Annotated in this window: 11 protein-coding genes; 9 read left to right on the top strand and 2 right to left on the bottom strand. The window is 55.8% G+C overall.

Annotated elements, in window-relative coordinates:
* Nucleotides 1-71: 71 nt before the first annotated feature.
* On the bottom strand, nt 72-956 hold the full coding sequence (locus KNO58_RS02585; protein ID WP_214751739.1) for a sulfite exporter TauE/SafE family protein: 885 nt from the start codon (nt 954-956) through the stop codon (nt 72-74).
* Between the two features lie 110 nt (nt 957-1,066).
* Between KNO58_RS02585 and uvrB the strand changes: the two genes are divergently transcribed.
* The 4 genes from uvrB (at nt 1,067) to KNO58_RS02605 (ending at nt 7,576) form a co-directional block, all read left to right on the top strand.
* Complete coding sequence (gene uvrB / locus KNO58_RS02590) at nt 1,067-3,037, top strand: excinuclease ABC subunit UvrB (protein ID WP_214751740.1); 1,971 nt, start codon at nt 1,067-1,069, stop codon at nt 3,035-3,037.
* Entirely contained in the window at nt 3,038-5,911 is a 2,874-nt protein-coding gene (gene uvrA, locus KNO58_RS02595; RefSeq protein ID WP_214751741.1) for an excinuclease ABC subunit UvrA, read from the top strand.
* 66 nt (nt 5,912-5,977) lie between these two features.
* Nucleotides 5,978-7,156 (top strand): DUF4097 family beta strand repeat-containing protein, encoded by a 1,179-nt coding sequence (locus tag KNO58_RS02600; RefSeq protein ID WP_214751742.1) that lies wholly within the window; start codon nt 5,978-5,980, stop codon nt 7,154-7,156.
* Between the two features lie 63 nt (nt 7,157-7,219).
* Entirely contained in the window at nt 7,220-7,576 is a 357-nt protein-coding gene (locus KNO58_RS02605; protein WP_214751743.1) for a hypothetical protein, read from the top strand.
* 49 nt (nt 7,577-7,625) lie between these two features.
* Here KNO58_RS02605 and KNO58_RS02610 read toward each other — a convergent pair whose 3' ends face one another.
* Complete coding sequence (locus KNO58_RS02610) at nt 7,626-7,982, bottom strand: hypothetical protein (RefSeq protein ID WP_214751744.1); 357 nt, start codon at nt 7,980-7,982, stop codon at nt 7,626-7,628.
* A 153-nt stretch (nt 7,983-8,135) separates the two neighbouring features.
* On the opposite strand from KNO58_RS02610, the gene hprK reads away from it, so the two are divergent.
* The 5 genes from hprK (at nt 8,136) to KNO58_RS02635 (ending at nt 12,785) form a co-directional block, all read left to right on the top strand.
* Entirely contained in the window at nt 8,136-9,074 is a 939-nt protein-coding gene (gene hprK / locus KNO58_RS02615) for an HPr(Ser) kinase/phosphatase (protein WP_214751745.1), read from the top strand.
* Nucleotides 9,074-9,892 (top strand): prolipoprotein diacylglyceryl transferase, encoded by an 819-nt coding sequence (gene lgt / locus KNO58_RS02620; RefSeq protein WP_214751746.1) that lies wholly within the window; start codon nt 9,074-9,076, stop codon nt 9,890-9,892. The genes hprK and lgt overlap by 1 nt, the downstream gene beginning before the upstream one ends.
* Nucleotides 9,892-10,542 carry a pyrophosphatase PpaX gene (ppaX, locus tag KNO58_RS02625; RefSeq protein WP_214751747.1) on the top strand — a complete coding sequence of 217 codons (651 nt, stop codon included), beginning with the start codon at nt 9,892-9,894 and terminating at the stop codon, nt 10,540-10,542. The genes lgt and ppaX overlap by 1 nt, the downstream gene beginning before the upstream one ends.
* Complete coding sequence (locus KNO58_RS02630; protein WP_214751748.1) at nt 10,535-11,017, top strand: acyltransferase; 483 nt, start codon at nt 10,535-10,537, stop codon at nt 11,015-11,017. The genes ppaX and KNO58_RS02630 overlap by 8 nt, the downstream gene beginning before the upstream one ends.
* A gap of 295 nt (nt 11,018-11,312) precedes the next feature.
* Nucleotides 11,313-12,785 (top strand): tetratricopeptide repeat protein, encoded by a 1,473-nt coding sequence (locus KNO58_RS02635; RefSeq protein ID WP_251026024.1) that lies wholly within the window; start codon nt 11,313-11,315, stop codon nt 12,783-12,785.
* Nucleotides 12,786-12,801 lie beyond the last annotated feature (16 nt).

A 12,801-nucleotide genomic window follows, 5' to 3' on the forward strand; every position in this document is an offset into this window, starting at 1 on the left:
GGCTTACCACTTCATTATATGCCCCAAATGTAAGCGTTTCAAAACCGAATATGCAAAAAAAACCACTTTTATTATGAAAAGTGGTTTTGATTGACAAAACGTCGTTTGAAGTCGAACCCAATCCCGACAAGAAAGGCGAGCAACACCGCCAAACTGACGTACGCGAGCGGCGCATAGATGGCGGCACCTAGATCAAGTACAATCGAGACGATGACGGCCATATACAACCAGGCGAGTCGGCTGGAAATCTCTTTATCGTGATAGCGATCCGTGAGCGAGGCGCCGAACGGGGCCCCGATGAAAGCACCGATCACCAACGCGAGCGGCGTCACGTAGTCGAGTGACAGCGACGGCAGATAGCCGACGAGTCCGCCGAGCGAGATGAATAGGACCGCAGCGAGGCTCGTGCCGACCCCGCGATGCGTCGAGAAACCGAGCCAGCTGACGAGCAGCGGGACGATGATGAAGCCGCCGCCGATGCCAAGCAAGGCCGACAACAGCCCGGCCATCATCCCGATGACGAGCGCGGCAAGAAGAGATGATTTTTTCGGCTTCTGCGGTTTCGATGTTTTCTTTAATAGCGTAACGGCAAAATAAGATAGGATAGCCAGATAAAATAAATTGAGCAACCAGTCGTACGAGCCGGAAATCGAGAGGACGAGCCGACTCGACAGTTGCGCCGTGACGGCACCGGCCAAGCCGACCGTGACGCCTGTCGGCCAGGACACGTTACCGAGCGACGTGTGTTTTCGCGCCCCGGACAGGCTCGTCCCGACAACGAACAGGAGCGACGTAGCGACGGCCTCGGCCGCCGAATAGCCACTAAAGAGCAACACCGGGACGATGATGACCCCGCCGCCGATGCCGAAGAAACCGGACAAGGCGCCGACGATGGCACCGAGCGGGATAAAGAGAAGCGACCACATGACGACCAACTCGTTTCTGTTTAGATTCACTCTCCATGATAACGAAAAGCGGAACGATTTGGGAAGCGTGTTAGAAGCGAATATTTGTTCGTGTATGTGCTATAATCAACTCAATATGAATCAGAAGGTGAGGAGTTTTCATGGAATCGATTCCGTTCGCATTACAATCAGAATATAAGCCGGCCGGCGACCAACCGGAGGCGATTCGACAACTCGTCGAAGGCGTCAATCGCGGTGACCGCTATCAGACGTTGCTCGGGGCGACCGGCACCGGGAAGACGTTCACCGTATCGAACGTCATCCAAGAAGTGAAGAAGCCGACGCTAGTGTTGGCCCACAACAAGACGCTCGCCGGTCAGCTCTATTCGGAGTTTAAAGAATTCTTCCCGAATAACGCCGTCGAATACTTCGTCAGTTACTATGACTACTACCAACCAGAGGCGTACGTGCCATCGACTGACACGTTCATCGAGAAAGACGCTTCGATTAACGATGAGATCGATAAACTTCGCCACTCGGCCACATCGGCCCTCTTCGAGCGGGACGACGTCATCATCGTCGCCTCCGTGTCCTGCATTTACGGTCTCGGTAACCCGGAAGAATATCGGAGTCTCGTCCTCAGCCTCCGGGTCGGCAAAGAGATGGGGCGCGATGAGATGCTCCGCAAACTGATCGACATTCAATATGAACGAAATGATATCGACTTCCAGCGGGGACGGTTCCGTGTCCGCGGTGACGTCGTCGAGATTTTCCCGGCATCCCGGGACGAACATTGTATGCGCATCGAGTTTTTCGGAGACGAGATTGACCGGATTCGCGAGATGGACCCGCTCACCGGCGAGATTGTCGCCGACCGTGACCACGTCGCCATCTTCCCGGCATCCCACTTCGTCACTCGCGACGAGAAGCTGCAAAAAGCGATCGGCAACATCGAAGCCGAGCTCGAACAACAGCTCGAGAAGTTTCGCGAAGAAGGCAAGCTGCTCGAAGCGCAACGCCTCGAACAACGGACGAACTACGACCTCGAGATGATGCGCGAGATGGGCTATTGTTCAGGCATCGAGAACTATTCGCGCCACTTGAACTTGATGGAGGAGGGCGCGACACCGTATACGCTCATCGATTACTTCCCGAAAGACTTCTTGCTCGTCGCCGACGAGTCGCACGTCACGCTCCCGCAAGTGCGCGGGATGTATAACGGCGACCAAGCCCGAAAACAAGTGCTCGTCGACCACGGTTTCCGCTTGCCATCGGCCAAGGATAACCGTCCACTCAAGTTCGAAGAGTTCGAGAAAAAGTTGTCACAGGCCATCTTCATCTCGGCGACACCGGGTCCTTACGAGCTCGAGCATACACCGAACATGATCGAACAGATTATCCGACCGACGGGTCTACTCGACCCGACAATCGAGATTCATCCAATAAAAGGGCAAATCGACTACTTGATGGACCAAATCCGCGAGCGCATCAAACAGGACGAACGTGTCCTCGTGACGACGCTCACGAAAAAGATGGCCGAGGACTTGTCGGACTATCTGCGTGAAGCGGGCATCAAGGTCAACTATATGCATTCGGAAATCAAGACGCTCGAGCGGATTGAGATTATCCGTGACCTCCGTCTCGGCAAATACGACGTCCTCGTCGGTATCAACTTGCTACGGGAAGGGCTCGACATCCCGGAAGTGAGTCTCGTCACGATTCTCGACGCCGACAAGGAAGGGTTCCTGCGTTCAGACCGGTCGCTCATTCAGACGATCGGCCGAGCGGCCCGGAACTCGAACGGGCACGTCATCTTGTTCGCTGATAAGATGACCGACTCGATGACGCGCGCGATTGAAGAGACCGACCGTCGTCGCTCGATTCAACAGGCTTATAATGAAGAACACGGTATCACCCCGCAGACGATCCGCAAAGAAGTACGTGGCGTCATCCGGGCGACGGTGGACGCCGAGGAAGATGTGCTCGAATCACTCAGCTCGATGAAACCGGCCGAGCGCGAGGAAGCCATCGCCAAGTTAGAAGAAGAAATGAAACAAGCGGCCCGCGACCTCCAGTTCGAACGGGCGGCCGAATTGCGTGACTTAATCTTGGAGTTGAAGGTAGGGAATTAAATGGCTGAAAAGAAAAATGCGATCGTCATCAAAGGGGCGCGCGTCAACAACTTGAAAAACATTGATATCGAGATTCCACGGGACCAGCTCGTCGTCTTGACGGGCTTGTCCGGTTCCGGGAAATCGTCACTCGCGTTCGACACCATCTACGCCGAGGGACAGCGCCGTTACGTCGAGAGTCTATCGGCCTACGCCCGCCAGTTCCTCGGACAGATGGACAAGCCGGACGTCGATACGATTGAAGGTCTCAGCCCGGCCATCTCGATCGACCAGAAGACGACTAGCCGTAACCCGCGCTCGACCGTCGGGACGGTCACGGAAATCTATGACTATTTACGCCTCTTGTTCGCTCGCATCGGGAAACCGGTCTGTCCGCGTCACGGCATCGAGATCTCGAGCCAGACGATCTCACAGATGGTCGACCAAGTGATGGAACTCCCAGAGAAGACGCGCCTGCAAATTTTGGCGCCAATCGTCTCAGGCCGCAAAGGGACACACGTCAAAGTATTCGACTCGCTCAAAAAAGAAGGGTTCGTCCGCGTCCGTGTCAACGGGGAGACGATTGAACTGACCGATGAGATCGAGCTCGATAAGAATAAGAAACATTCGATTGAAGTCGTCGTCGACCGTCTCGTCGTCCGCGCTGATGTCGAAGGTCGTCTCGCCGACTCACTCGAGACGGCGCTGCGCCTTGCCGACGGTCGGGCCATCATCGATAAGATGGACGGCACCGAGCTCTTGTTCAGCGAGCATCACGCCTGTCCGATTTGTGGGTTCTCGATCGGCGAACTCGAGCCGCGCATGTTCTCGTTCAACTCGCCGTTCGGCGCCTGCCCGACGTGTGACGGCCTCGGCACGAAACTCGACGTCGACCCGGAACTCGTCATCCCCGACCCGTCGAAGACGCTGAAAGAAGGCGCGGTCGTCGCCTGGCAGCCGACGAGTTCGCAATATTATCCGCAACTGCTCGCCTCGATGTGTAAACATTTCGACATCGATATGGACGTGCCGTTCGAACGCTTGTCGAAGCGGGACCAAGACCTCGTCTTGCACGGGACGGACGAAGAGTCGTTCTTGTTCCGTTATGAGAACGATTTCGGACAAGTCCGGACGAACACGATCTTCTTCGAAGGGGTGCTCCGCAACATCGAGCGCCGCTATAAAGAGACGACGTCCGATTATATCCGTGAACAGATGGAGACGTACATGGCGACGCACGCCTGTCCGACATGTAGCGGCTACCGTTTGAAAGAAGAGACGCTCGCCGTCAAAATCACGGGCCACCATATTGGCCAAGTGACGAATTTGTCGGTCGTCAACGCCATCGAGTTATTCGATTCGATCATGACGGAACTGAGCGAGAAAGACATCGCCATCGCCCGTCTCATCTTGCAAGAGATTTGCGAGCGGCTCAGCTTCTTGAATAATGTCGGACTCGACTATTTGACACTCTCTCGCGCCGCCGGTACGCTCTCGGGCGGGGAAGCGCAGCGGATTCGTCTCGCCACACAAATCGGCTCGCGGCTCACGGGCGTCCTATACGTCCTCGATGAACCGTCAATCGGGTTGCATCAACGCGACAACGACCGCTTGATCGCCACGCTCAAACAGATGCGTGACATCGGCAACACGCTCATCGTCGTCGAACACGACGAGGACACGATGATGGAAGCCGACTACTTGATTGATATCGGACCGGGTGCCGGGGAACACGGTGGTCAAGTCATCGCTGCCGGCACACCGAAGCAACTCATGAAAAACAAGAACTCATTGACGGGCCAATACTTGTCCGGCAAGAAATTCATCCCGCTCCCGGCCGAACGCAAAGTGCCGGACGAACGTTTCTTGAAGATTTTGAAGGCGGAAGAGAACAACTTGAAAGGGGTCGACGTCTCCATCCCGCTCGGCATGTTCATCGCCGTCACCGGTGTCTCCGGTTCCGGGAAGTCGACGCTCATCAACGAGATTCTGTATAAATCACTCGCCCATCACATCAACCGGGCCAAGGCGAAGCCAGGGAAGCACAAGAAGATTGAAGGACTCGACCAAATCGATAAAGTCATCGATATCGACCAGTCTCCAATCGGACGGACGCCGCGGTCGAACCCGGCGACGTACACCGGCGTGTTCGATGATATTCGTGACGTGTTCGCCTCGACGAACGAAGCGAAGATGCGCGGGTACAAGAAAGGCCGCTTCAGTTTCAACGTCAAGGGCGGACGCTGCGAGGCGTGCCGCGGGGACGGAATCATCAAAATCGAGATGCACTTCTTGCCGGACGTCTACGTCCCGTGTGAAGTGTGTCACGGGAAACGCTATAACCGTGAGACGCTCGAAGTGAAGTATAAAGGGAAGACGATCGCTGACGTGCTCGATATGACGATCGAGGAAGGGCTCGACTTCTTTGACAAGATTCCGAAAATCAAGCGCAAGATTCAGACGATTTATGACGTCGGTCTCGGCTATATGAAACTTGGGCAACCGGCGACGGAACTGTCGGGCGGGGAAGCGCAGCGCGTCAAGCTCGCCTCTGAGCTGCACAAACGTTCGACCGGCAAGACGATTTACATCTTGGACGAGCCGACGACAGGACTTCATGTCGATGATATCGCTCGGTTGTTGAAAGTGCTCCAACGCCTCGTCGAGAACGGGGACACAGTGCTCGTCATCGAGCATAACCTCGACGTCATCAAATCGGCCGACTACTTGATTGACCTAGGACCTGAAGGCGGGGACGGCGGCGGGACGATCGTCGCGACCGGGACCCCGGAAGAAGTCGCTGAAGTGGTGGCCTCGTATACCGGCAAATATTTGAAGCCGGTGTTGGAACGGGATTCGGCCCGAGCGAAACCAAAAGCAGGAAAACGGAAGTAAGGTATAGAAATGATGAGAAACGGGAACAAGATTGACGTGTAACCAAATCGAAGGGGGAAACGAACAGTGAAACAAGAAATGCGTGAACTGATTCTCCAGCAAGTGAAAGATGGGAAGCTGACGATTGAAGAGGGGATGACCCAACTCGAACGACTCGAACGGCTCGAACCGGAGCGCGTCCAAGCGCTCGAGGAGCGTCAAGAGACGGAGAAGGTCGATGCCTATTCAGTCGAGTCGCTCACGACGAAACTGACATCGGCCGTCGAAGGGCTCGTGACGAAACTTCGCGACAGCGACTTCAGCTTCAGCTCGAACTTCGGACCGGAAGTGACGTATTCGAAATCGTTCCCGTTCACCGGGAAAGACATCTCGCTCGACTTGTTCAACGCCTCGGCGACAATCGTCTCGTCGGACCACGACGAGTGCGAATTGATCGTCACCGGCCGTCCGCTCCGTCAACAAGATGCGGACAAGGCGCTCGAACAGCTCCAGTCGGCGGTCAAACACTCGGTCATCGGCGACCGTCTCGTCGTGTCGCTCCGTGACAAACTCGTCCGGGCCCACGTCGAACTGTACGTCCCACATCATCATTTCGATCACCTGCACGTACAGACGCTCAACGGGGAAGTCCGCGCGGACGGCCTCGACGTCGAGAGCGTCCGCATCCAAACGGCGAACGGCCGGGTCGTGCTCCATGAGGTACACGCCTCGGAGCTGCTCCTCAATACGGGGAACGGCACGGTCGAGGTCGAAGCGGTCGAGTCAGAACTCGTCCACGTCCGGACCGGCAACGGTGCCGTCATCGTGAACGGGAAATATGACAAGGCGTCGCTCAAGACCGGCAACGGGAATATCCGGGCCGAACTCGCGACGGCCCGTCCGGCCAAGTTCGAGCTCGTCTCGCTCGCCGGAAACATTCGTCTCGTCTTGCCGCACGGCGTCGAGATTGAAGGGGAACTCGAGACGAACTTCGGTGGTCTTCACTGTAACTTGGACGAGCTCGAGTTGATCCGGGACCGGAAAGATGTCGCCCAGCGTCGTCTTGAGTTCCTATCGGGACGCGGTCAGACGCCGCGCATCGAAGTCGAGGCCGGGACACGTACCGGTACGATCGACCTCGAACACGGCTCGCTCCATACGCCGTCGACGTTCCTCGAGGAAGACAAGCACGAGCCGGTGGAACCGATCGACCCAGTCGACCCGGTCAACCCGGCCGACTTGAACAACCCGTTCCATCAGCAATGACCGACAACCCGAAGGCCTCTCGCCTTCGGGTTTCTTTTCAGCCGATAGATGAGGAGGGATGGGATGAGGCGATTAGCGTCAGCGTCCGGATGGATGATTGCGATGCTCTTGCTCAGTGGGTGTGACGACGAACAGCGCGTCGTCAACGGGAACGAGCCGGCTGGCGACGAAGCGATTGCCGTCGCCTGGGCGTATGTGACCGCACGAAACTGGCAAGAACCTGCACTCGATGCAGGAGCGAGTGCCGAAGTACAGCGTGTCACGGTCGATGACGGTTATGAATTGTTGAACGATGCGTATGCGGGGACCGAGGCGCTCGCCGTCTCGTTCGAGGCGGACCCGAACAGTAGCGTCGGTGTCCCGACGATTTTGGTCGCACCGGAGTCGGATACCGTGATCGGCTATTTACCGGGTGAATGATAGTTCCATTGAAAAACCCGAAGGCGACAGCCTCCGGGTTTTTGTCATGTCATAGATTCATTTGATACTCCATCTGTTCCCAATCCATCATTTGACCATCATACAGCGTGAATGAGCCGATGATGAACAGGATGAAGAGGACCGGTCCGGCGATGAGCAAGAAAATTCCGAGGTAGCGCATCGACTTCGACCGGTTCCAATAGAAGATGATGGCGACGATCATCGATAACAGCGACCCGGACAAGAACAAGCCGACGATGTTCAAGATGAACAACAGCAAGATCGTCTCGTTCTTCGTCGCCGCATACTCGCGCCACATGTCAAACAGTGACTTGACCAAGTAGACGAGCGCCGCGATCCCGACGATAAAAATAAAAACAATGGCAATCCAAAATAGTGAATTCATTTCTTTTCACCTCCCTATTCGTCTATACCCGTTCTACGGAATTGCCACAATTTAGTTTCATCGCATTTTTTCGACACGCTTCGGCTCACTTTCGTTGACGCTTCTCAAGAAGAGCTATGATACAATAATGAGCGTGAAAGGGGCAGATTACTCATGCAAAATATCGTACGCACGGCTCAACTCGTTGAGCGCTTCAAACTTCAAGTCATCGCCGGGGAAGAAGGACTGCACCGTCCTGTCGCCACACCGGACCTCAGTCGACCGGGACTCGTCCTTGCCGGCTACTATACCCACTATGCGAAAAATCGGCTTCAAGTACTCGGCAAGACGGAACTCACGTTTTATGCGAGCTTGTCGGAAGAGAGCCGCCGCGAGCGAGCGAAGATTTTATGCACGGAATTGACGCCGGGCATCCTCATCACGCGCGGCTTCGACATCCCGAAAGAGATTGAACAAGAAGCCGAGGCGGCGAACGTACCGCTCATGCGCACGAACGCGGTGACGACGTCCATCGAGTCACAAATCACGAACTTCCTCGAAATGGAGCTCGCACCGATGACGGCGATGCACGGCGTGCTCGTCGACATCTACGGCGTCGGCGTCCTCATCAAAGGGCAGAGCGGCGTCGGGAAATCCGAGACCGCCCTCGAACTCGTCAAGCGGGGTCACCGTCTCGTCGCCGACGACTCGGTCGAGATTCGCCAGACTGGGGACCAATTGCTCGTCGGTTCAGCGCCGAAGCTGATTCGCCACTTGCTCGAGATTCGCGGAATCGGTATCATCGACGTCATGACGTTGTTCGGCGCCGGCGCCGTCCGTTCCCACAAGAAAATCAGCTTGATCATCAACCTCGAGAACTGGGATGCGGGCAAAGTGTATGACCGCGTCGGGCTCGATCACAACACGATGAAAATCATCGACAGTGAAGTGCCGATTTTGACGATTCCGGTCCGTCCGGGACGTAACTTGGCCGTCATCGTCGAAGTCGCGGCGATGAACTACCGCCTGCAGAACATGGGCATCAACACGGCCGAAGAGTTCGCGGAACGGCTCGCGAACGCTATCCATGACAACGAAGGGGACGTGGAATAATGGTAGAGCCAACATTTGACCGCGTCGCGTTTGAAATCGGGTCGCTCCCGATTTATTGGTACGGCATGATTATCGCCTTCGGGGCGATGCTCGGCCTCATCCTCGCCTTGTTCGAAGCGAAACGACTCAATTACGATTCAGAACGGGTCGTCGACGTCATCATCTGGTCGATTCCGATCAGTATCGTCTTTGCCCGGATTTACTATGTCACCTTCCAATGGGACTACTATAGTCAGAACCTCGGTCAAATCATCGACATCCGGCAAGGCGGCATCGCCATTCACGGGGCCATCTTCGGGGCGCTGCTCGTCGTCGTCATCTATTGCATGCGCAAGTCGATGTCGTTCTGGAAAATCACGGACATCCTCGCACCGTCGCTTCTCCTCGGACAGGCGGTCGGACGCTGGGGCAACTTCATGAACCAAGAGGCGCACGGGGCCGAGACGACGAGCCGTGTCTTGAAAGAGACGCTGTTCCTTCCGGACTGGATCGTCAACCAGATGTATATCGACGGAGCCTACTATTTACCGACGTTCCTGTTCGAGAGCGTCTGGAACATCATCGGCGTCATCTTGCTCGTCGTATGGCGTATGGTCGGTAACCCGCCGCGCGGCTATATCTTCTTATCGTATCTCGTCTGGTACTCGATTGGTCGCTTCTATATCGAAGGACTGCGGACCGATAGCTTGATGGCCGGCGACCTGCGGACGGCACAACTCGTCTCGATCGCGATGATCGTGTTCGGTGTCGTCATGATGATCGTCCGCCGCAAAGCGAAACGATACGACGACCCTTCAGAGAAAGGACTGTTTGATTGATGGATACACTTCTATTCGATTTGGATGGCACGTTGCTCGATACGAACCCGCTCATCATCGCGAGCTTCCGTCACACGCTCGAGTATTACTTCCCGGACGAGACGTATCGCGACGAGGACATCTTCCCGTTCATCGGACCGACGCTCGAGAAGTCGTTCAAGGCGCTCAATGAGCCGGAATGGAAAGAGATGCAGGCGTTCTATCGCAGCTTCAACATCGCGATGCACGACCAGCTCGTCGCCGAGTATCCGGGTGTGATCGAGGGACTGTACCGCCTTCACGCGAAAGGATACAAGATGGGCGTCGTCACGTCGAAAGGCCGTCCTGTCGTCGAGCAAGGCTTGCGCTTGTTCAACATCGACCACTTGTTCGACGTCGTCATCACGGCCGACGATGTCGTGCATGAGAAACCGCACGCCGAACCGGTCGAGCGGGCGCTCCACGCGCTCGGGTCGACGGCGGACCGCGCCGTCATGGTCGGAGATAACGACACGGACATCTTCAGCGGCAAAAACGCCGGCACGAAGACGGTCGCCGTCGGATGGGCGCTCAAAGGCCGCGCGTTCTTAGAAGCGCTCGAGCCGGACGTCATCATCGACTCGATGGAACATTTCGAGGCGTGGCTCGACGAGGTCACGGTCCATGCGTAAGACGGAACGGTTTCGTCTCGACGGGCCGAACCCGCTCTGGCAGATGTATCGGACGATCCGATTCCTGCGCGTCTTTAAGAACACGACCGTCGTCTTGATTGGCCGCTACTTCCCATCCGTCAAAGCGAAACGCTGGTTGTACCGGACGTTCCTCGGCATGGAGATCGGGGAGTATAGCGCGCTCGCCCTCATGGTGACGCCGGACGTCATGTTCCCGGAGCGAATCTCGATTGGCCGCAACACGGTCATCGGGTTCAACTCGACGATTCTCTGTCACGAGTATCTCGTCGACGAGTATCGGATCGGGGATGTCCGCATCGGGGACGAGGTGTTGATCGGGGCGAACGTGACGATCCTTCCGGGCGTCACAATCGGCGACCGGGCCGTCATCGGTGCCGGTGCCGTCGTGCATCGGGACGTTATACCCGGAGAGCGCGTCGTTGGCGCAAAGCTCCAAACCGTCGACACAAAATAGACACAATTTAGTGCGAAATCATTTTGAGGTCAAGACATGTGCGTCCTCATAAAATTACTAGAGCGGTATCACTTTTTTTAAAGGGGATGCCGCTTTTTTGTGTCTATGGGCGCTGACACGAAACGCTCATATTTTTGTTAAAAAGCATTTAGCTGACCTAGCAAAATATATTCATTATAGAAGGAATATAGTCCCGATTTTTTTTAAGTTTTTCAGTTGCCCTCACTGATTGAGTGCGGTATTCTTAACCCTGCAACTAAAAAAAGATTTAGAGATGATGTGGAGGATTTAGAATATGGAAGCGAACTATGAAGCAGTAATGACGCTACCCGAACCAGAATCTCCGCTCGCCGCGGAGCTCCACTACTATAGAGGTCGTCGTGCGTTACGTGAAGGTCGCCTAGATGAAGCGACTTTTTTCATGGCTGAAGCCACTGCCGCTGCAGCCCACCGCGTCGACTATCACAAACAGTACGCTGAACTGTTATTTGAAGTAGGGGAGATCTACCACGCCAACGACGTGTGGAAACGGGTGCTTGAACTCGACGAAACGTCAACAGAGGCCTTGTATCACCTTGCGAGCAACTGCGCTTATATCTCTTTATATGAAGAAGCAGCGATGTATGCGAACCGTTACCTCGAAGTCGAGGCGCACGGACGCTACGCGGACTCGGTCCAATCCCTGTTAGAATTGATTGAACTCGAGCAAGAGCTTGAGGATGACGAAGAAGACGAGCTGATCACGTGGCACACCGAGGCCCAGCAGCATATCGACAAAGGCCGCCTGTTCGCCGCCAAGTCGACGCTCGAACGGTTGATTGACCGCTATCCGCGCTTTTGGCCGGCATTCAACAACTTGGCCGTCGTCAATTTCTATCTCGGCAACGATGACGCGGCGTTCGAGACGCTCGAGTACGTGCTCGATGAGAACCCGGGCAACTTGCATGCGCTCTTGAACACGATTCTGTTGTTGCATGAAGCCGGACAATCGGACGCGGCGCTCCAACTGTCGGTCCCGCTGACACGTGTCCGTCCGCTCCAGTTCGATTTACGCTACAAACTCGCCACGACGCTCGCGCTCGTCGGTCAATATGACCGCGCGTACGAAGAACTCCGCCTGTTGAAAGAACGCGGATTCCGTGGGGATTCACTGTTCGGGCATTGGCTCAGCGTATCCGCCTACAAGACCGGGCGTCTTGAAGAAGCGGCTACCTATTTGAACAGTGACGAGTTGAAACGATTCGAAGAGAAGAGCCCGTACGACATCCGCGACAATCTCGAGTTCCGTTCGGCGCTCGTCCAAGGATTGCGCCAAGAAGAAGACGCGGCTCGAATCGAGATTATCCGAATCATCTCGAAGCTCGCCGATGACGAGGCGTTCGAAGCGCTCGCATTGACGAACGGCATCACCGACAACGAGACGGTTCTTGCGTTCGCCGAGAAGTGTCGCGCCGAGATTTGCCAGGCCCCGTTCACAGGCGATGTCCGCATCGCTCGGGCGTATGACGCGCTCCTGCTCGCCGAGACGGAAGTGTCGGAAGCAGAACAGATGAGCCTCGACGGCGACTTTTATGAGCGCTTCGCGCGCTTGTTGCTCACCGGTGCATCATTCGAGGACACAACGGCATCGGCCGCTGCCCTCGTCTGGATGTTCTATGCGAAACGGGACGCTCTCGTCCTCGACGACTGTGCCGACGCGTTCGGTATCGATGTCGCGACGCTCACGGAGACGATCCGTTCGTTCAAACAGACACTCGAACAAGCATAAAGATAGACGATACCTC

Source organism: Exiguobacterium sp. J17977 (assembly GCF_018616375.1).
Taxonomy (GTDB): domain Bacteria; phylum Bacillota; class Bacilli; order Exiguobacteriales; family Exiguobacteriaceae; genus Exiguobacterium; species Exiguobacterium mexicanum.